The sequence below is a fragment of the Mesorhizobium sp. ES1-4 genome (assembly GCF_020164745.1).
GTDB lineage: Bacteria > Pseudomonadota > Alphaproteobacteria > Rhizobiales > Rhizobiaceae > Mesorhizobium.
Map to the genome: position 1 here is coordinate 58,994 of NZ_JAIUGV010000002.1, position 19,392 is coordinate 78,385.

General features: G+C 65.0%; 17 protein-coding genes. 16 read left to right on the forward strand and 1 reads right to left on the reverse strand.

From position 1 onward, the window contains the following. Nucleotides 1-3: 3 nt before the first annotated feature. Genes tssC through LB556_RS04055 form a run of 16 tightly spaced genes read left to right on the forward strand, consistent with a single transcriptional unit; the run spans nt 4 to nt 18,224 of the window. The gene (gene tssC, locus LB556_RS03980) at nt 4-1,512 is read left to right on the forward strand and encodes a type VI secretion system contractile sheath large subunit (protein WP_224564111.1); all 1,509 of its coding nucleotides are present in this window, start codon (nt 4-6) and stop codon (nt 1,510-1,512) included. A 49-nt stretch (nt 1,513-1,561) separates the two neighbouring features. Next, entirely contained in the window at nt 1,562-2,017 is a 456-nt protein-coding gene (locus LB556_RS03985) for an Hcp family type VI secretion system effector (protein ID WP_224564113.1), read from the forward strand. After that, nucleotides 2,004-2,756 (forward strand): type VI secretion system baseplate subunit TssE, encoded by a 753-nt coding sequence (tssE, locus tag LB556_RS03990; RefSeq protein ID WP_224564115.1) that lies wholly within the window; start codon nt 2,004-2,006, stop codon nt 2,754-2,756. Before LB556_RS03985 ends, tssE begins: the two co-directional genes overlap by 14 nt. Nucleotide 2,757: 1 nt before the next feature. Next, a complete protein-coding gene (gene tssF / locus LB556_RS03995; protein ID WP_224564118.1) occupies nt 2,758-4,632 on the forward strand; it encodes a type VI secretion system baseplate subunit TssF in 1,875 nt (624 codons plus the stop codon). Next, complete coding sequence (gene tssG, locus LB556_RS04000) at nt 4,596-5,663, forward strand: type VI secretion system baseplate subunit TssG (RefSeq protein WP_224564121.1); 1,068 nt, start codon at nt 4,596-4,598, stop codon at nt 5,661-5,663. Before tssF ends, tssG begins: the two co-directional genes overlap by 37 nt. Beyond that, nucleotides 5,660-7,096 (forward strand): type VI secretion system-associated FHA domain protein TagH, encoded by a 1,437-nt coding sequence (gene tagH, locus LB556_RS04005; RefSeq protein WP_224564123.1) that lies wholly within the window; start codon nt 5,660-5,662, stop codon nt 7,094-7,096. Before tssG ends, tagH begins: the two co-directional genes overlap by 4 nt. 3 nt (nt 7,097-7,099) lie before the next feature. Beyond that, nucleotides 7,100-7,552, forward strand: coding sequence for a type VI secretion system lipoprotein TssJ (tssJ, locus tag LB556_RS04010; protein WP_224564126.1), 453 nt, complete (start codon nt 7,100-7,102; stop codon nt 7,550-7,552). A 41-nt stretch (nt 7,553-7,593) separates the two neighbouring features. Beyond that, nucleotides 7,594-8,928: a type VI secretion system baseplate subunit TssK gene (gene tssK / locus LB556_RS04015; RefSeq protein WP_224564143.1), complete on the forward strand. Its 1,335-nt coding sequence runs from the start codon at nt 7,594-7,596 to the stop codon at nt 8,926-8,928. Between the two features lie 4 nt (nt 8,929-8,932). Then, nucleotides 8,933-10,261, forward strand: coding sequence for a type IVB secretion system protein IcmH/DotU (icmH, locus tag LB556_RS04020; protein WP_224564145.1), 1,329 nt, complete (start codon nt 8,933-8,935; stop codon nt 10,259-10,261). A 1-nt stretch (nt 10,262) separates the two neighbouring features. Beyond that, a complete protein-coding gene (gene tssM, locus LB556_RS04025) occupies nt 10,263-13,805 on the forward strand; it encodes a type VI secretion system membrane subunit TssM (protein WP_224564158.1) in 3,543 nt (1,180 codons plus the stop codon). Beyond that, a complete protein-coding gene (gene tagF / locus LB556_RS04030) occupies nt 13,787-14,326 on the forward strand; it encodes a type VI secretion system-associated protein TagF (protein WP_224564162.1) in 540 nt (179 codons plus the stop codon). The genes tssM and tagF overlap by 19 nt, the downstream gene beginning before the upstream one ends. Before the next feature lie 2 nt (nt 14,327-14,328). Further along, the gene (locus tag LB556_RS04035; RefSeq protein WP_224564165.1) at nt 14,329-15,165 is read left to right on the forward strand and encodes a DUF4150 domain-containing protein; all 837 of its coding nucleotides are present in this window, start codon (nt 14,329-14,331) and stop codon (nt 15,163-15,165) included. Nucleotides 15,166-15,169: 4 nt separating this feature from the next. Further along, nucleotides 15,170-15,607, forward strand: coding sequence for a hypothetical protein (locus LB556_RS04040; RefSeq protein ID WP_224564168.1), 438 nt, complete (start codon nt 15,170-15,172; stop codon nt 15,605-15,607). Further along, entirely contained in the window at nt 15,607-16,095 is a 489-nt protein-coding gene (locus tag LB556_RS04045; protein WP_224564171.1) for a hypothetical protein, read from the forward strand. The genes LB556_RS04040 and LB556_RS04045 overlap by 1 nt, the downstream gene beginning before the upstream one ends. A 3-nt stretch (nt 16,096-16,098) precedes the next feature. Continuing rightward, entirely contained in the window at nt 16,099-17,184 is a 1,086-nt protein-coding gene (locus LB556_RS04050; RefSeq protein WP_224564176.1) for a DUF2169 domain-containing protein, read from the forward strand. Continuing rightward, on the forward strand, nt 17,181-18,224 hold the full coding sequence (locus LB556_RS04055) for a hypothetical protein (protein ID WP_224564179.1): 1,044 nt from the start codon (nt 17,181-17,183) through the stop codon (nt 18,222-18,224). The genes LB556_RS04050 and LB556_RS04055 overlap by 4 nt, the downstream gene beginning before the upstream one ends. Before the next feature lie 3 nt (nt 18,225-18,227). Here the strand turns inward: LB556_RS04055 and LB556_RS04060 are convergent, their stop codons facing one another. Beyond that, nucleotides 18,228-19,391: a hypothetical protein gene (locus LB556_RS04060; RefSeq protein WP_224564182.1), complete on the reverse strand. Its 1,164-nt coding sequence runs from the start codon at nt 19,389-19,391 to the stop codon at nt 18,228-18,230. Between the last annotated feature and the right edge of the window lies 1 nt (nt 19,392).

Genomic DNA, 19,392 nt, shown 5'->3' on the forward strand with positions numbered 1-19,392 from the left:
GCCATGGCCGAACAGCAAAAGACCGCAGCCGCCACCGCCGAAGCGGAAGCCATCGATCTCGGCGAATTCAGCGGCCTCCTGGAAAAGGATTTCAAGGTCAAGAAGGACGACAGCGAAAAGCTGCAGCAACTGGTGCGCAACCTGGCGCTCGCCGCGCAGTCGCGCTCAGAGACCACGACGATCTCGTCCAACGCGATCAAGTCGATCAAGTCACTGATATCAGGCATCGACAAGATGCTGACGACGCAGGTCAACGAAATCCTGCACGCGCCGGAAGTGCGGGAGATGGAAGGCACGTGGCGCGGCCTCTGGTATCTCATAAACAACACCGAGACGGATGCGAAACACCTCAAGATCCGGGTGATGAACATCTCCAAGGAGCAGCTGGCCGATACGCTCGAAGACTATGAAGGCCAGATGTGGGACCAGAGCCCGATCTTCAAGAAAGTCTACACGGACGAATATTCGATGCTGGGCGGCGAGCCGATCGGCTGCATCATCGGCGCCTACGAATTCTCGAACCATCCGCGCGACGTCGGCCTGCTGCGCAACATTTCGGGCGTCTGCGCCTCGGCGCACACGCCGTTCATCGCCGCCGCCTCGCCGCGCCTGTTCCGCATGGACAGCTGGCAGGAACTGCCGAACCCGCAGGACCTGCAGATGATCGTGAACAACCCGGCCTATGCCTCGTGGCAGTCGCTGCGCGAGAGCGAGGACGCGCGCTATATCGGCCTCACCATGCCGCGTGTGCTGGCGCGGCTGCCCTACGGCTCGGAGACCGTTCCGGTGAAGGGCTTCACCTTCGAGGAGGAGGTGGGCGGCGACCACAACAAATATGTCTGGATGAACGCCGCCTTCCCGATGGGCGTGAACATCAACCGCAGCCACAAGCTTTATGGCTGGGGCACGCAGATCCGCGGGGTCGAGAACGGCGGCACGGTGCTCAACCTGCCGGTGCATGCCTTCCCGACCGACGACGGATCGATCGCGATGAAATGCCCAACCGAGGTCGCCATCGATGACCGGCGCGAGGCGGAACTGGCCAAGCTGGGCCTGATGCCCATCCTGCACCGGAAGAATACCGACCTGGCTGCCTTCATCGGGGCGCATTCGCTGCAGGACGATGAAACCCGCGCCGGACGGCTCGTCGATCCCGACGCGCAGTCGAACGAGCGGCTAAGCGCCAATCTGCCCTACCTCTTCCCGGTTTCGCGCTTCGCGCATTACCTCAAGGCCATTGCGCGCGACAAGATCGGCTCGTTCAAGGAACGCGCCGACATGCAGATCTGGTTGACCGAATGGATCAACCGATACGTGCTGGCCAACCCGGCCTTCGCCGACGACAAGGCGCGCGCCAAGCGCCCGCTCGCCGCGGCGGAAGTCCAGGTCGATAGCGTCGAGGGCCGGCCCGGTTACTACAACGCCCGTTTCTATCTGCGGCCGCACTATCAGCTGGAAGGCATCAACGCCTCGCTCCGGCTGGTGTCGGAATTGCCGTCGGTGAAGGGTTGAAATTGCAGCAACGTCATCCTGTCTCGTTTGAAAGCGGTGGAGAAAGACAATGCCAGTGAAGATCGACGGCTTTTTGAAAGTCCCGGATATCAAGGGTCCCAGCAAGCGGGACGGCCACGAGGACGAGATCGAAATCCACGGCGTCGACTATAAGATGGTCGCGCCATACGATCCGAATTCGCTCTCGCGCCGAGGTCGCGTCTCGCTCGGCATGATCAAGTTCACCAAGCACTATGACAAGTCGTCGCCTTACCTGAAGAAAGCGCTTTTCGAGAACAAGGCGCTCGACGAGGTGGTATTTTCGGCTCGCCGCACAATAGATGGCGAGACCAGCGACTATCTCGTCGTGACGCTCACCGATGCCTCGGTCATGGAATACGACATGAGGCAGGCCGACGACGAGGCCGACCTGATCGAGGAAGACGTCAGCTTCGCCTACAAGAAGATCAAGTTCGTCTATGACAAGGACGACGAGATCGAAATGGACGTCTATGTCGGCAAGTGAGGCCAAGCGGTCCGGCGCGAAGGCGCAGATTGCCGGCAGTTCGCGGGCAAAGCGCGAGGCGGTCCAACCTTCCCTCTGGGACCGCCTCGTCAACGATCTGCCGGGCCTGACTTCGGAGATCGACGGGCTGCGCCGGCTGTTGCAGGAAGAACTCGGCGCCGAGCGCGTCGAGGAACTTCTTGCCGGCAGCGCGCGCGGCATCGATGCCGATGCGGAACTGACGGCCGAGCAGAAGCGCCGTCTGCACCGGCTGGTCTTCCAGAGCGAGCATCGCGCCGAGATCGAAAGCCGCGGTGTGGTGGTTTCGGCGCGCGTGCTCCGGGAAGCCGTCCGGCGTGACATCGAGGCCCTGTTCAACACCGAGCGCTTCGAATCCGTTCCGATGCTTTCCGATGCCGAGCACGAACAGCCCCTGGAGGAACTGCCCTCGCTCGCCGACTTTCCGGAAGTGCGCCGCAGTGTCGTCAATTATGGGGTGCCGTCCTTCTCGGGCCGTTCGTCGCGGGACTTCGATCGCGACACGCTGGCGCGCGAGATCCGCGCGGTGCTCGCCACTTTCGAGCCGCGCCTCAAGGAGAGCGCCACGACCGTCAACGTTACCCTCGGCGACAAGACCGTCGGTCTCAAGATCGAGATCGACGCCGTTCTGATCATGACGCCGACGCCCGAACGCATGCGGCTGCGCACCACGATCAATCTCGACAACGGCCTGGCACGAACCGAATTCAGGGAGACCTGAGATGGATCGGGTCTTCGTGGAATACTACGAAGAGGAACTGACCCATATCCGGGCGCTGGCCGCGGAATTCGCCGACATGCATCCGGCGGTCGCCCGCAATCTTTCCCTCGACACCGTTCCCTGCCCCGACCCCTATGTCGAGCGGCTGCTTGACGGCGTGGCTTTCCTGGCGGCACGCACGCGGCTGAAGGTCGATGCGGAGCGCTCGCGCTTCTCGCGCGCCGTGCTCGATGTGCTTTATCCGGATCTGGTCACGCCCGCGCCGGCAACGGCGATGGCGGTGCTGAAACCCGGCCAGCAGGTGCAGTCGATGATTGCCGGCCATGCCGTCGCGCGCGGCACGCGGCTCGTCTCCAGCCTGCATCCAGGCCTTTCGACGCGCTGCACCTTCACCACGGCGCAGGAGGTCACGCTGTGGCCGATCGCGATCACTTCCGTGAGTTATTTTCAGGACCGCAGCGGTCTGGCGTCCGCGGGCATCACGCCGGTCGGCGGCGTGCGCGGCGAAGCAGCACTTCGCGTCACGCTCGGGCGTGCCGGAAAGGGCAAGCTTGGCGAACTCGCACTCGACCGGCTCGACCTCTATTTCGCGGGACGCAGCAAGGCGCCGCTGCTTTTCGACGCAATCTTCGGCGCCTGCTCGGCCGTCGCCGCACGCCCCGAAGGTAAGGCCAATCCACTCTCGGCCCTGCCTGAACACGAAATGGTCGGCATCCGCGACGACGAGGCCCTGATGCCCCGTACCCGTCCGACGTTCGAAGGCTACCGGTTGTTGCGCGAATATTTCATGATCCCCGAGCGGTTCCACTATGTGCGCGTATCCGGACTGCAACCGGTCGTGCGTAAATGCGAAGCGGGGATCGAGATCATCTTCCTGTTCCGCCGCCCGGTACCTGAGATGGCCGATGTGACACCGGCCGACTTCGAGCTGTTCGTGACACCGATCATCAATCTCTTCGAACGGGAGTGCAACGTCGTCGAGATCGACCCGCGCAAGACGCGGCAGGTCGTGCATGCCGACCGCACCCGGGCGCGAGACTTCGAGATCTACCGGGTCACCCGGGTCGAGGATGCCGACAGCGAAGGCAACGACGCCCAGATCCCCGAGCTCTTCAGCCTTGGGCAGAACCGCGGCAGCGGCTGGGTCTTTTCGACCGAACGACGGCCGCGCAGGGCTAGCGAGGACGAGCGGCGCGAAGGCCTGACCCGCACCTCGTACACCGGGGACGATGTGTTTCTGGCGGTCTCGCGTCCGGCCACAAACGCGGCGAACCGACCGCTCAAACGCCTCGACATCATGGCGCTTTGCACCAACCGCGATCTGCCGATCCTGGACGACACGCCCGCCTTGACACTGGAGACGGCGGATCCGGTCGAAGCCGTCCGGCTTCTTGGCGCGTTGCGGCCGCCGCAACCGGCAATTCCGGCCTCGCTGCCGGCGGGCGCGGAAGGCGAGTCCCGGGCCGACAATCTCGCCTGGCGGCTGGTGGCGCAGCTGGCGCTCAATTTCCTGAGCCTCGCCAAGGAGGGGCGTGGCGTCGAACCGCTGCACGCACTGCTCGATCTCTATGCCGAGCGAGGCGACCCGAGCCTCGCGCGCAATGTTCATTCCATCGTTCGCATCGACTCTCGCCCGGTCATCGAACGGCTGCACATCGATGGGCCGATGTGTTTCGGACGCGGCACGGAAGTGACCCTGCATGTCGACCAGTCGGTGCTGGCGGGGCAGAGCACGCTGCTGCTTTCGGCTTTGCTCTCGCGATTGTTTGCCCGCCACGCCGGAATTAACGGCCTCGTGCGAACCCGCACGCGGCTGCTGCAGAAGCAGGAGGATGTGCCATGGCCGATGACGCCCGGCAATCGCTACCTGATCTAGCGCGACCCGCCCCAACCGAAACCCAGACGCTGTCGGAGAGCTACGACTTCTTCGAACTGCTGCGCCGGCTGGAGCAGCGGCGCGGACTTTTCGGCTATTCCGGCACGGCCGACCGCGAGCCGGCCAGGCTCGGCCAGCATGTGCGGCTCGCCTTCTCCGCCAGGGACGTGGTCAAATTCCAGGAGGCCAGGGACAAGACGCCGGCGCGGGTGACGGTCGCCAATCTCGGCCTGCTCGGCCCTGAAGGACCGATGCCGCTGCATCTGACGCGCTGGGTGCTCGATCGTCTGTCGCAGCGCTGGTTCACCGGCGCCGAGGCGGAGCAGACCAGTGACACGACCTTCGTCGACTTCGTCAACATCCTGCAGCACCGCATGATTGCACTCTACTACCGCGCCTGGGCCGACGCGCATCCGGCGGTGCAGGTCGAGCGTGCAGTCGGCGGGCGGGTTCGCGCCATGCTCCAGACCATGGCCGGGATCGGACTTCCCGGCACCGAGGACCCCGAACTCGACGCGGTGAGACTGCGCCAGGCCGGATCGCTGGCCAGCCAGATCGACGGCCCGGAACGGCTGACATTGTTCCTCGCGGACGCATTCCGGGTACCGGTCCAGCTCAAGGAATTCGTTGCCGCCTGGATGACGATCCCGGCCGCGCTCCAGACGCGTTTGGCCAAAGCCCACGCCGTGCTGGGCCGTGGCGCGACAATCGGCCCGCGCGTGTTCAGCCGCCAGAGCAGGATCGAGTTGCGTGTCGGCCCGCTCGGCCTTGAAGACTTCAAGGCGTTTCTGCCGGGCGGAAGGCGACTGGGCCTGTTCAAGAAGGCCGTGCGCGACATGATCGGTGAGACGCTCGATGTCGATCTCCGCATCGTGCTGGCGCGCGACGCCGTGCCGCCGCCGCGTATCGGAACCGTCCAGCTTGCACGGACCGCCTGGCTCGCGCGGCCCGCCGAAAGAGGGGACGCCGACGACATGCGGCTGCGCACGATCGTCGGATGGCGGCCGGAAATGGCGGAGGGCGCGGCATGAGCCTGCTGCTGACGCTTGAGCAGGGGCCGCGCAGCCAGGTGATGCGGCAGGCGCGCCTCGACGAAGGCGAGCTGGTGATCGGCCGCAGCGCCGAAGCCGGCTGGCAGATCGACGATCCTGACATGTTCGTCTCGCGGGCACATTGCAAGATCAGCGGCGGCCGCGACGGATACTACGTCACCGACACATCGAGCAGCGGGCTGTTCATCGACGATGCCGACAGCCCTTTGGGGACCGGCAGGTCGACACGCCTGCAAAGCGGCATGCGGTTGAGACTGGGCGACTACGTTCTCCATGTCGAGGTCCAGCCAAACGTGAGCCAGACATCGGCGGGGCAGCCACGGGCGAGCCAACCGGCGCCCGCATGGTCGCCGCCGCAACCGCGCGCTCCTGCCAGCATCGGCGGCGACGACTTTTTCTCTGCCAGGGTCGAGGAAGAGCCGCGGCGGCCGCGCCCGGCGGACTTGCCGGATCCATTCGAGCAGCCGGCCCCGGGAGCCTATGAACGCGCCTCCAGCCAGCGCGATTCGCCTGCATTTGACGACCCGTTCAGCCTTGACCCGGTGGCGGCATCGAACGGTGCCGCGGCACCGGGCCAGCAGGATCCGTTCGGCTTCGCCGAGATGCCAATCCGTGGCGATGTGGCGGGACCCGCGCCAAAGCCGTCGAGCTTCGATAACGATTTCAGCTTCGGGCCAGCCGCAACGTCTGCCCCTGCAAACGGCGCCAATGCTCTTCATGGCGGCGAGCATCCGGACGAAAAATTACAGGCCGCCAATCCTTGGGCCACACCGGTGCGGGCGGCCGAGCCCCCTCCCGCTTCCGCGCCCAAGCCATCCCGGCCCGCGCAGCCGGCGCCGAGCGACATGGCGCTTCGCGCCGCGTTTCTGCGCGGCATGGGCGTCGAGGAAGCCGACGTCCCCGGTCGCGATGCCATCGCCGAGATGGAAAAGTTCGGGCGCGAATACCGGCTGATGTTGGACGGCCTGATGCAGCTTCTGCGCAAGCGTGCCGAGGAGAAGGGGAGCGCGCGCGTCGCCCAGACCATGGTCGGAGCGTCGGAGGTCAATCCGCTCAAATTCCTGCCCACGATCGACGACGTCATCGTTACCATCCTCTCGGAGCGCAGTCCTGGTTTCCTGTCCGGCGAGGCGGCGATCGGCGATGCGGTGAGGGACCTCGCGCAGCATCACGTGCGCGCCTGGCGCGGCGTGCAGGCGGCGCTGCGGCGCATGATCGACCGCTTCGATCCGGCAGCGATCGAGGAAGAGCTGAAATCGAATTCCGCGATCGGCAATCTGCTTTCCGGCGGGCGTAGCGCCAAGCTGTGGGAGCTCTATCAGAGACGCCATCGTGACATCGCCCAAAGCGCGGAATCGAGCTTCCTGGGCGAAATCGGTGCTGATTTTCGAGACGCATATGAAGAGGAGTGAGACATGATTGATCGACGCGAACTCGTCCTTGCCCTTGGCGCGACAGGGCTGCTTGCGGCTTGCCAGAGCGGCCCGCCCAAACCATCGGTTGTCACCGTGAATGTAAGCGGCGGCGCCGGTATGAACCCGGGGCCGGGCGGCGGTGACCGACCGGTGACCGTGCTGGTGATGCGGCTTGCCAGCACAGGCAAGTTCAACTCCGCTGATTACTTCGCGCTGCAGGGCGATGCCGGCTCCGCGCTCGGCGCCGATCTCATCGGCTCCGACACGATCTCGGTGGCGCCGGGCAAGACCGCTGCCAAGACCATCACGGTCGAGCCGAATGCGACGGCGCTCGGCTTCGTCGCGCTGATCCGCGAGCCTGGCGGCAGGAACTGGCGCACGACCAAGTCCGTCTCACCGGGGTCGAAGTTCACGATCAACGTCAAACTCGGCAGCGGCGGTATCTCCGCCTAGCGGCTCCGAGCAAAGGTGACTTGAATGCGGAAAGTAGCGGCATGAGCGACGCAAACAGGGTGCTGTGGTCCGAGGGCCTGTTTCTCAGGACCCAGCATTTTCAGCAGCAGGACCGTTTTTTCGAAGCGACGGTGCGCGGCGCCTTGCAGGCCGGCCAGCTTCACACGTTCGGCTTTCAGCAGTTGACGCTCGACCAGTCCCTGCTCGATGCCGGCCAGGTTGCCATAGTGTCCGCGAGGGGCATTTTTCCGGACGGTACACCCTTTGCCATTCCGGAGTTGATGGACGCGCCGAGGCCATTGCCGGTCACGGCCGACACCGGTACCGGGCCGGTGTCGATCGCCCTGCCGCTCGAGCCTCCGGGCGGTGTCGGCTTCGACCCGGCGCATGCCCCATCCAGCGGCGCACGTTATCACGGCCGGATCGTTTCGGTGCGCGATGCCGTCCAGGGTGGTGCCGATCCGGAAGAGATCGAGATCGCCCGGCCGCAGGCGGTGCTGCTGGCGCCGGGCAAATCGGTCGGCGGCTACACCGCGCTGCCGGTCGCCGACATCAAGGGGATCCGTGCCGATGGCGGGGTTTCGCTCGATGAAACTTTCCTGCCGCCGACGCTGGTCACTGGCGCCGTCGCCTGGTACCGGCAGTTGCTGCAGGAGGTCGTGACCGGCCTCGACCAGATCGCCGAGGCACATGGCAAGATGGTGATGGGCGGACCAGGCCGCAGCGTCGAGGACCTGCTGATGCTGCATCTGGCCAATGCGGCGCGCCCGCGCCTTGCGCATATGCTGGTGCAGGACGTCTTCCATCCGGCCGAGCTCTTTCTCGAGCTTGCCGGGCTCGCCGGCGAGATGGCGACCTATGGCTCGAGCTCGCGCCGGCTGGGCGAGCTGCCGGCCTATGACCACATGGCGCCTGGTGCCGCCTACATGGCCCTGGCGGACGCATTGCGATCGCTCATCCTCAGCCTGCGCTATATCGAGCCTAAGTCGCGCGCGCTGCCGGTCATGCGGCATTCGACCAATGTCTGGAAAGTGCGCATCGACAATCCGAAGCTCTTGGTCGCCAGCCGCATCGTCATCCGTGTCGGCTCCGAACTGTCGGAAGACGCGCTGCGCAAGATCTTCGTCAACCAGGCGACCGTCGGCTCCGCCGACCAGTTCGAGGGTCTGTGGAAGTCGCGCCTGCCCGGCATTCCGTTGAAACCGCTTCATTCGCAGCCGCGCGAGATCCCTTATGACGGCGATCGGCTTTGCCTGGAGCTCGACCAGAAGAACGAGCATTGGGCCTCGCTGCTCGAAGCCCCTGGCTTCGTCATCGGTGTTTCCGGTGTGCTGCCGAGCGAGCCGCAGGTCGACTGCTATTCGGTGAACAGGTGAGATCATGAGCCGGGATGATCCTTTCGGACTGTCGGAGGATCGCGAACGCACCCGCATCAGGTTGACGGGTGCGGCACCACGGCCGATGGCGCCGCTCGTGCCGGGCGCGCCGGTGAAGCGGGCGCGCGCCAATCCCAATACGCTCATCAACATATTCGCGCCGCTGCTTGAATTCGCACCGGAGCTCGAAAGCGCGCTGGCGCCCGAGAATCCGGAAGTGATGCGCACACGCCTGCTCGACGAGCTGGTGCGGGCGCGCGACGCGGCGATGGCGGCCGGTTCTTCGCTGGAACGGGCCGACCAGGCCGCCTGGGTGGTGGCGGCGCTGCTCGACGACCTCGCGCTCAACACGCCGTGGGGCGGGGCCAGCGCGTGGCCGCGTCAGCCGCTGGTGGTCATGCTGCGCGGCGACGTCGATGCCGGCACGCAATTCTTCACGCGTCTCGACGAGTTGGAGCGGCACCCGAACCGCGACCGCGAATTGCTGGAGCTGCAATATTACTGCCTGGCGCTTGGCTTCCGCGGCAAGTACCGCGTGCCCGGCCGGGCGGGCGACCGCTCGATCAATGCGGTTCGCGTGGCGGCGGCGCGTTCCTTGCGCGATGCCGATGCTCAGGACGCGCCGCTGTCGCCGAACTGGAAAGGCGTGATCGCGTCCGACGAGCCGCAGCGCTTCATCGTTCCGATCTGGGTGATGGCGCTGGCGGCAGTGGTGATCGCCGCCGCCATCCATGTCGGCCTTTCGATGGGGCTGAGCAACCAGGCGGTAGAGCTTTCCGCGCTGGTTCGTACCCTGCCGCCGCCTTCGCGAGGCGATGTTACGCGTGCCGCACCCAAGCCTGACGCGCCGGAACCGCCGCCGCCGGAAGCAGTCGATTTCGCGCTGCTGCCGGAATTCGAGGCCGGCGCACCAGCGGACCTCAAGGGGGCGCTCAGCGGCACCGAGAGCGTCTCGCTGGCCAAGCTGGTCGTCCAGTCTTCCAACCCTGAACTGTTCCAATCGTCGCGGCCAACGCTCACCCAAGGCTACGAACCCCTGATCGACTCGATCGCCAAGGTCATCCTGGACAACAAGGAACTGATCGGAAAAATCACGGTCATTGGCCATACCGACAACGTACGCCTGCAAAGGTCCAACCCGCTTTCAACCAATCAGCATCTCTCCGAAGCACGCGCCGAAACCATAGCCAAGCTGCTGGTGCAGGCCGGCGTGCCGCAGGAGAGCATCCACTACGAAGGCCGCGCCGAGTCCGATCCGGTGGCCGACAACTCGACACGCGAGGGCCGGGCGCTCAACCGGCGCGTCGAGGTGCTGGTCGAGAAGAGGCTTTGAGATGTTCATCCTGCGCTTCCTCTGGGCCGTCATCACCTCGCGCTTCCTTTGGACGCTGATCGGCATCGCACTGCTTTCGCTGTTGATCTGGGTGTTCGGCCCGATCGTCCAGGTCGGCCCTTATGCGCCGTTCGATTCCGACAATGTGCGCATCGCCATCATCGCCGGGCTGATCATTCTGTGGCTGATCTGGCTGATCGTCGCGCAGCGCCGCGCGATCCGCGCCAATCGCATGTTCGTCGCCGAGATCGCGGCGCCCGTGGCGGAAAAGCAGCTTACCCCCGGCGAGGAGAGCGTCGCGGCAGTCGGCGCCAAGTTCGGCGACGTGATGGCGGAACTCAAGCGGCGCAAGCTCGGAGGCCGCAAGTTCCTGCGCGAGATGCCGTGGTATGTGATCGTCGGGCCGCCGGCCACCGGCAAGACGACCGCTTTGCGTCAGTCCGGCCTCAACTTCCCGATCGACCTTACCGACGATCTGCAAGGTGTCGGCGGCACGCGCAACTGCGACTGGTTCTTTTCGGAAAACGCAGTGCTGATCGACACGGCCGGCCGCTATGTCCAGCAGGAGAGCCAACCCGATGTCGACGCGGCGGAATGGCTGGGCTTCCTCGACCTTCTCAAGAAACACCGCGGCCGGCGGGCGCTGAACGGCGTGATCGTGGCGCTGTCGATCGACGTGCTTTCCGAGGGTGACGAGGCGATAAAGGCGCATGGCCGAAAAATCCGCCGCCGGCTGGCGGAGTTGAACGACCGGCTCGAAATCCGCCTGCCCGTCTATCTGATGCTGACCAAGGCCGACCTGATCAAGGGCTTCGAGGCCTTCTTCGGCGGCCTGTCGACGACGGCGCGCGAGCAGGTCTGGGGAACGACTTTTCCGCTCGATGCCCGCGTCGACGCCGGCGCGATCCAGACGGAGCTTGCCAGGTTGGCCACCGAACTCGAGCGGCGGCTGGTGCCGCGGCTGGAGGATGAGGAAAAGCTCGCCTCGCGCGCCGAGATCTTCCGCTTCCCGGCTCAGCTTGCTAGCCTTTCTGAACCGATCCAGGTGCTGATCGAGGCGATGTTCGGCGAAAGCCGCTACGAGGAGGCCGCCTGGCTGCGCGGTCTGTATTTGACCTCGGCGACGCAGGAAGGCGCGCCCATCGACCGGCTGACCGCGGCACTGTCGTCGTCCTTCGGGCTGCCGCCGCGCCGCGCCATGCCGGCGGCGCGCGTCGAAAAACGCAGCTTCTTTCTCAGGAACCTGCTGACCGAGGTGATCTTCAAGGAAGCCGGCCTCGGAACATTCGATCCACTGGCGCAGCGCCGCCGCGCTTGGATCTGGCGTGGCGCCGCCGCTGCCTGCGCGCTGGCGGCTGTGCTCGCTGGCGGGCTGTTCACCTGGTCCTATCTCGACAACCGCAATGCGATCACTGACCAGGCCGGCCAGTTCGAGGCGCTGCAGGCGCCGCTCACGGACGTCGCCGCCATGCCGGCGTCGGTCGAGCAACCGACCATGGATGGCGCGCTGGCCGCGATGGACGCGGTCGCGGCCGCCCGCACCCCGCCGCCGGATGCGGTTCACGACCTGCTCGGCCCGACGGCTTCAGCGGAACTGGTCCGGGCGCAGACCGATACCTACGACCATGCGCTGCGCAATGTGCTGGAGCCGCATATGGTCGCCCTGCTCGAGGCCACGATGTGGCGGCAGATTCGCGATCCGGATTTCATGCTCGGCGCGCTGAAGACCTATCGCATGATGACCGGCCTGTCGCAGATGGACACCGATTTCGTGCAGAACTGGTGGATGAACAGCCTGCCGGAATTCGCGACGGCACCGCCCTTTCCGACCCCTGATGCCGAAGCGCACCAGCTCGCCGCTATCCGCCGCATGACGATCGACGACAGCTATATTGCGCCGGACAAGGAGCTGGTCGCCGAAGCGCTGAAGACGGTGTGCACGATCTCGCTGCCGGCGCGCGCCTACAAGCAGCTTCTGGCAGATCCGGAAGTAGCGGCCGTCAAGGAATGGGTGCCCGCCAATTTCGCCGGACCCAACGGAGCCAAGGTGTTCGCGCGCCGCTCCGACAAGACGCTGCGCGTCGGCGTTCCAGGCCCCTATACCTATTCCGGCTTCCATGACGCCATCCTCGACCGGGTCGAGGATGTGGCCGGCCAGGCGGCGCTCGACCGGGCGGTGTTTGCCGGCGGCTGCTCGGAAAATTCCGAAACTTCGGTTTCGGCGCTCTCCGAAGACATCCTGAAGCTCTACTATGACGACTACATATCGCAATGGGACAGTTTCCTGCGCGATATGCGGCTGGCGCCGCTGACCGACCTGAACGTCGCCAGCGAGAACCTCAAGGATCTTTCGAGCGCCGATTCAGCGTTGAAGCGCCTGCTGACGGCTGTGGTCCAGGAAACGGATCTGACCCGCTCCGACGAGGCACCGGCCGATGACAAGGGCGGCGGCGCGGCCAAAGCCGGCTCGAAGCTGCTCAGCAAGCTCGGAAAGCTGGGCAAGGTGGTGAAGACGGGAGCGAAACTGTTGCCCCGCGCGGGCTCGGCCGAGCAGGTAGACATGACCGGCAGCCTAGTGGCCGAGCACTTCAAGCCGCTCAAGGGCACGATCGCCCAGGTCGACGGCCAGCCGCTGGCGCTCGACGCGGCGGTTGTGGCACTGACGGCGCTGTCGAATGTGCTGCAGACGGTGACCGCCAATCCCAACCCGCAGGATGCCATCAAGAAGCAGGGCGGCCTTGCCGAACTGACAGGCGCGGTCGCCAGGCAGGCGCAGATCCTGCCTTCGCCAATCAATGACTGGCTTGGCGGTATTGCCGGCGACACCAGCGGCCTCTCGCAGAAGGCCGTAACAAACGAGCTCAACGCCATCTGGCGCGCCGACATCCTGCCCTTCTGCCAGGCGGCGCTCAACAACCGCTACCCGTTCAGTCCCGAGAGCGCGGTCGACGTCAACGTGCGCGACTTCCAACGCCTGTTCGGGCCGACCGGCCTGATCGACGCCTTCACCAACGACCATCTGATCAACTATGTCGACACGGCAAGCGAGCCCTGGAAATGGCGCGCCGATTTCGGGCTCGATCCCGCGGCGCTGGCGGCGTTCGAGCAGGCCAGGCACATCCGCGACGACCTGTTTCCCGGCGGCACCGGCCCGGTGATGAACTTCACGCTGGAGCCGAAGGACCTGTCGCCCAACGTGGCACGGATGACGCTCAACCTCGATGGACAGAACCTGGTCTACTACAACAACGCGACCAGGCCGCAGCCGATGACGTGGCCGGGCAAGGACGGCACCGGTGTCATCTCGCTCGCCTTCCAGCCGGTCGACGGCTCACCCGAAGTGATGCTCAACGAGACCGGCAGCTGGGCGTGGTTGAGGATGCTGCGCAGCGGCCACTTCGCCGGAACCAAGCTCACCGACGTCTACAGCCTGCGGCTGGGCACGAAAGGCATGTGGGCCGATTTCGAGCTCAAGGCGGCAAGCGTCGAAAATCCCTACACACTCGAGATGTTCAAGAAGTTCACATGTCCGCCGCAGATATGACAACGGGATTCTTCGGAAAGATTCCGGCGACCGGAGATTTCGTCGCCGCGAACCTGCCACGCGCCTTCATCGACCGCTGGGACCGGTGGATGTCGACGGAATTGCGCGCACGGCCGGACGAGGGTGAGTTGGATTCTCGCGTCTGGCGATTCACAGTACCCACGGCGATTTTCTGTGACCAGCCTTGCGCCGGCGTGTGGCGCATGAGCGAGGATCGCGTCGGTCGCCGCTATCCATTCGTCATCGTGCGGCTGGGCTCTCCACCGGAACCGGGAGATCCCTGGTTCGAAGCGGCCACCGAACTGGCGCGGGTCGCAGTTGACCAGGGTCTCTCGACGGCGGCGCTCACCCTTCGTCTCGCGGAATTTGAGGCGCCGGTAACGAGCCAGCCCACCGCGACAATCGCATTCTGGAGCGACGACTGGGAGGTTAAGGAGTTCGCCTTCGTGGATATCCACGATCTCGCCCAGAACGCGCTACCGGCCATGCGCGCCGCGCCGATGGAAGTCAGGGAGGCGTAACGATGGCGATCACGGTCTTCGCCGAAGGCATGGGCTTCTTCCATAAGGGAAGCAACGGCAAGGGTATCGCCCCCGGAGACGTCTGCCTGTCGCCGCCGCCGCCGCCGGCGGGTCCGGTGCCGGTCCCATATGTGAACATGCTTTCCGCCAGCGACCTGATCAAAGGCAGCACTTCCGTCAAGATCGACGGCAATCCGACGGCGCTGGAGAGCTCATCGGAAGTCGCGATGAGCACGGGGAACGAGCCGGCCACGCCCGGGCTCGGCGCCGGCGTCATCACACACCGCATCAAGGGCAAGGGCGGCTTCATGCTGTGGTCGTTTTCAGTCAAGGTGGAAGGCAAAGGGGTCTGCCGACATGGCGATCCCATGGGCCAGAACGAAGCCAGCAGCCCATGCAACGGTTTGGATGGTTCCGCCTTGGTGGCTTTTTACAAAACCGTCGCTCCGCATGCGGATGGCAAGAAGAAATGTCCGAAATACAGCCGCAAGAAGCATGCGCCTGATATCAACGCGGACCAGGACAAGGAGGTCCACGGAAAGCCGTGCTGGGAATGCGGCAAGCCTTGGCTTCCCCCGAACCAGTATTCAACGGCCTCGAAGGGAAAGTACAAGGACCGTGACAAGAAGGCCATGACCCCGGATCATGAGCCTCCGATGAAGGTCGCGTGGGAAAATGGCGGCTGCCACCTGCCGAAACCCTACCAAGGGTTCAAGGACCATTTCGCCAAGCCGGAGGCGGTCAAGCCCCATTGCCGCAAATGCTCGAACAGCCAGGGGGCGAACATGAAGACGATCCGGCAAAAAGCCAAGCTCAAGATCGCCCGGATCAGGATGTGAGTTGATGGACGAGCGTCTCCAGAAGATCCAGGACGACTACATCGTGGAGCTACGCGCCGCGGTACCGGACGTCAAGAAATGGTGGAAGGCTCAGCTCAGGAAGAACGAACGGAAATCCTATCCGGGCGGCCCCGCCCTCGATTTCGAAACGCGCTGGCCGACCGAGCTTGGCGGGCACCCGCGCCTGATCGCGATCTTCCGTAAATATTTCCTACTGGCCGAGGAACTCAACCTCGAGTTGGATGAGCAAGGCAGGAAATACCACGAGGAGGACCCCGATGAACTATGGGGCCTGGACGTGCCGCCGCCGACACGCGAGCAAGTGCTGCCGATCGACCTCCTCGTTAACGACCTCGAGGACGACAACGATGACCTTTACGAGGTGATGGAGACGATGTTTTTCATCCCGATCGGCATCGGCAAGGACGGAGATCCCTGCTGATGCCGCTTGAAACCTTTCACATCGTCGCCAAGGGAATTTCGCGTCTGTGCTGTGCGCCCAGCGACCTCGCCGTCACCAGTTCGCAAGGCAGCCCGAAACCCTTGGCGGAAGCAACAGAAGCGCATCGGCGGATTTTCCAGGAGTATCTCGCCGCCCTGCGTCCGACCTACGACACGGCGTCCGAATGGTGGAGCAGCCTGGTCGATTCTCAGATGAAGGAAGGCGGATCAAGAGAGGATGCCATCGATGCATCCTTCGAACGCCGGCTCGCCGGTCCGGCATCCGCACCCGAAGTCGTGACGCTGGTGCGCGACACATGGCTGAGATGCACGGCATTGAACGCCTCACTCGACGAACTGGACCGTGTGCCTCCCGAGGTCCTGCTTCTCGGCTGGCTGGTGGACGACAAGCAAGACGATTTTGTCACGCTGATAACCTGCATGCCTTATTGGCCGCTCGGCCTCGACGAAAACGGAAACTGGTGTTGACCAATGGCGTTCGCGGTCTGGATCGAGAACCGAACGCCCTTTGCCGCGGCGACGCATGTTCAACTCGACTCCAACGGCCAGGAGGTGCTGGTCGTCATGTTTTCGGCGAGCTTCGACGCGCTCGATGGCGCTCCGGAACTGCGTGTCTCGGAAGACCAGATGCCGGTCGCGCTGTGGGATATCCCTTATGGCGATCCTGCTAATTCGTCCAACCGCTACGAAGCCGACATCGCGCCGGTGAAACCTCGCGCCGAAATTCTGATAAACGGCTCGGCCCAAGCGCCGAATGGTCGGCCGGTAACGGAGATGCAGGTCGGGGTCCGTGTCGGCGCGGTGCAAAAGGTGCTCAATGTCGTCGGCGACCGCACCCATGATGCCGCCGGGTACAGCGCCCCGCATCCATTCCGAACCATGCCTGTTTTATACGAACGCGCTTATGGCGGCATGCTGGCCGATGGCCGGCTCGACAGGCGCAACCCGGTCGGCATCGGTTATCGCCAGGCGCTCTCGGCCGACCCGGCCGTGCGCACGCAGGCGCCGAACATAACCTATCCGGGCGAGCCCTGCTTAAGTCCATCCGACCGCCCAAAACCCGCCGGCTTCGGGCCCTTGGGACGGGGCTGGCTGCCCCGGCTTCCGCTTGCCGGTACCTACGACCAGGCTTGGATCGACACGCAGTGGCCTCTACCACCCAAGGATTTCGACCCGCTCTACAATCTGAGCGCACCGGCCGACCAGCATCTGGAGCAGATCCGCGGCGGTGAGCAGGTCACGATTATTGGCATGACCCCGAACGGCCGCTGGGGTTTTCGCCTGCCTCGCGTGGTCGCCCCGATCCAACTGATCTACGAGGACAGGATCGAGCAGCACAGCTTCAAGGCCGACACCGTCATCATCGAGCCGGATCTCTGGCGCGTCACGCTCAAGGCCCGTCTCGCGCTGGTCACCCGGCGCAACGCGCCGCCGCTGCTACAGATCGCATTTGGCCATGTCACGCCCGGCTTTGTCCTCGCGGCCCGCAAGCGCAAGCAGTACATCGACCCACGCGGCATCGGCGGTCCCGCCGACCATCCGGTCTGGCTCGCATGAAGAGGCCGCTCTACGTCGCGGGATCCGGCGCGGTCACCGCGGCCGGCTTGAATGCGCCGCAGACAATCGCGGCGATACGCGCCGGCCTGTCCGCCTTTGAGGATATAGGCGTTCCCGAGGTTGGGCAGTCGCAGGTCGTTGCCCGAATCCCGGCACATTGGCGCCTGCGCCGCACGCAGGGCGACTGGCTGGTCAGCATGGCCGCCCGCGCCATCAAGGAAGCGTTGGGCGCGGACGATCCAGGCGTGGCCGCCGCTACCGCGCTCCTCATCACGCCGCCGGAAAGCTTTCGCGACCACCCGGCCTTCACCGAGCTTTCGGCCCATAACTTCGTGGATGCGGTGATCGGCGCGACGGGTCTCAGGTTCCATCCGGCCTCGCGCGCCATCGACGGTGGCGCGGCGGCCAGCATTGGCCTGATCGAAAGGGCGTTGGCGCTGATGGACGAGGCGGGCGCCGCACAGGTCCTGCTCGGCGGGGTCGACAGCCTCGTCAACGACACCGATCTCGGCCGACTTGGTCGGGCTGGACGCCTGAAGGGCGAGCAAAATCCTCAAGGCCTGGTACCAGGCGAGGCGGCCGCCTTCGTGCGGCTGACCCGCGAGCCATCCCGTGATGCGACGGTCGTGGCCGCGATCCACGGCATCGGTGTCGCGCAAGAGACGGACAGCGTGCTGTCGGACCGCTACAGCCAAGGTCGCGCCATGCTCGGCGCCCTGCGCGAGGCGATGTCCGGCTCTGGAACCTCAGAACCCAACATTGACTTTGTGGTCAGCAACGGCAATGGCGAGCGGTATAGCGGTTGGGAAATGATGATCGCCCGCCCGCGCTTCTATCGCACCCGACGTGAAATCCTGCCTACTGCCTATCCGGCCATGACGCTCGGCGACATAGGAGCAGCCGGTGGGGCGCTCGCACTGATGCTGGCGGCCGACAGTTTGCTCAAGGGCTACGCACCCGGTCCCACCGCCTTCTGCGAACTTGCCTCGGAGAACGGCCTGCGCGCCGCGGCCGTGATGGTCCGCAAGAACCGACGCTGAAACTCACACCCAGGCCGGGAGATGGCGCGTGGCGCGCCAATCGGCAAGCGGTGTGTCGGCCGTGGCCAGTGCGGCGCGCAGTGCGTTGAGCCGTAACAGGCGCATCGACCGGAAAGGCCGATGATCGTGTCCGCCCCGTCCCCCGTTCCACCACGCATTGACTCGATCCGCCACCGGCAGCGAATTGTCGTCCAGATGAGCGAAATCCTTGCCGAGTGCAGCCGGGTCGACGACAAAGAGGTCGGTTTCGCCGAAATCGATCTCGAACAGGTCGCGAAGAGCTGCACCGGCGGCAGCGACAAGGTCCGGCTCGCGCATCTTCTCGATCAGCCACGGCATCACCGCGCGATCGCCAAACAGGCCAACGGACGCTGTCGCCACGCTGCGAAGGCCGGGCTGCTCCAGATGCTTGCCTAGCCAGTCCTTACCGGATTTCGTCGCCGTCGTCAGGAGACGTATCTCGATGGCAGCCTCCGCCAGTCCTGCTTCTGTCGATACGATCTCGTCGATCACCTGGTGAGCGGGCCGCTTCTCGCCGAGCAGGCAAGCGGCCAGGGCCGCCGTCAACCGTTCCTCGGGCGTCTTGCCGTCGAGTCCGGCCAGTACGGCTGGAAGGAGGTCGCGACGCTTGATCGCACCGGCGAGCCTCACGGCGCGGCTGCGTATCCTCGCGTCCGAATGACTCGCCAGGTCGGGAAGGCGCGGCCCCGGATCCACACGATGATGCCAGAGCGCATAAAGACCGAGGCAGCACCGCAGCTCGTCTCGAGCGTCCAGCCATTTCGCCACGAGTGGCCGCAGGCTTTCGCGCGGCGTGCTGGCAATCGCGGCGGAGAGGCTGGACCAGCCAGCCTCGCCAAGGCTCGCCGCGCCGTCGATCGCCACCGCGACCAGGCCGGCATCGCCCCAACGCAGGGCCAGCGCCCCAAGCACGAAAAGCTCGCCTGGTTCGGGATAGTCGGCGAACCTAGCCAGGGCGCCTTCCCAGCCGGCCTTGCCGGCGGCCATAAGCCCTTCGAGGTTAGCCTCGAGGCGCTGGTCGATGCGGCCGATGTCGATCTCGTCGAGGATAGGACCGTCGATCTCGCGACGACGGCGCAGCCAGAGGAAAGCCGCGTCTTCGGCGTGCTGATCCACGATGGCGGCGATGGTCGCGACGCGATGCATG

Coding starts and splice junctions, on each gene's coding strand:
- tssF (WP_224564118.1), top strand. CDS start 2,758: ATGGATCGGGTCTTCGTGGAATACTACGAAGAGGAACTGACCCATATC.
- tssJ (WP_224564126.1), top strand. CDS start 7,100: ATGATTGATCGACGCGAACTCGTCCTTGCCCTTGGCGCGACAGGGCTG.
- LB556_RS04050 (WP_224564176.1), top strand. CDS start 16,099: ATGGCGTTCGCGGTCTGGATCGAGAACCGAACGCCCTTTGCCGCGGCG.
- tssG (WP_224564121.1), top strand. CDS start 4,596: ATGGCCGATGACGCCCGGCAATCGCTACCTGATCTAGCGCGACCCGCC.
- LB556_RS04055 (WP_224564179.1), top strand. CDS start 17,181: ATGAAGAGGCCGCTCTACGTCGCGGGATCCGGCGCGGTCACCGCGGCC.
- tssC (WP_224564111.1), top strand. CDS start 4: ATGGCCGAACAGCAAAAGACCGCAGCCGCCACCGCCGAAGCGGAAGCC.
- LB556_RS03985 (WP_224564113.1), top strand. CDS start 1,562: ATGCCAGTGAAGATCGACGGCTTTTTGAAAGTCCCGGATATCAAGGGT.
- LB556_RS04040 (WP_224564168.1), top strand. CDS start 15,170: ATGGACGAGCGTCTCCAGAAGATCCAGGACGACTACATCGTGGAGCTA.
- tssK (WP_224564143.1), top strand. CDS start 7,594: ATGAGCGACGCAAACAGGGTGCTGTGGTCCGAGGGCCTGTTTCTCAGG.
- tagH (WP_224564123.1), top strand. CDS start 5,660: ATGAGCCTGCTGCTGACGCTTGAGCAGGGGCCGCGCAGCCAGGTGATG.
- tssM (WP_224564158.1), top strand. CDS start 10,263: ATGTTCATCCTGCGCTTCCTCTGGGCCGTCATCACCTCGCGCTTCCTT.
- icmH (WP_224564145.1), top strand. CDS start 8,933: ATGAGCCGGGATGATCCTTTCGGACTGTCGGAGGATCGCGAACGCACC.
- LB556_RS04035 (WP_224564165.1), top strand. CDS start 14,329: ATGGCGATCACGGTCTTCGCCGAAGGCATGGGCTTCTTCCATAAGGGA.
- LB556_RS04060 (WP_224564182.1), bottom strand. CDS start 19,391: ATGCATCGCGTCGCGACCATCGCCGCCATCGTGGATCAGCACGCCGAA.
- tagF (WP_224564162.1), top strand. CDS start 13,787: ATGTCCGCCGCAGATATGACAACGGGATTCTTCGGAAAGATTCCGGCG.
- tssE (WP_224564115.1), top strand. CDS start 2,004: ATGTCGGCAAGTGAGGCCAAGCGGTCCGGCGCGAAGGCGCAGATTGCC.
- LB556_RS04045 (WP_224564171.1), top strand. CDS start 15,607: ATGCCGCTTGAAACCTTTCACATCGTCGCCAAGGGAATTTCGCGTCTG.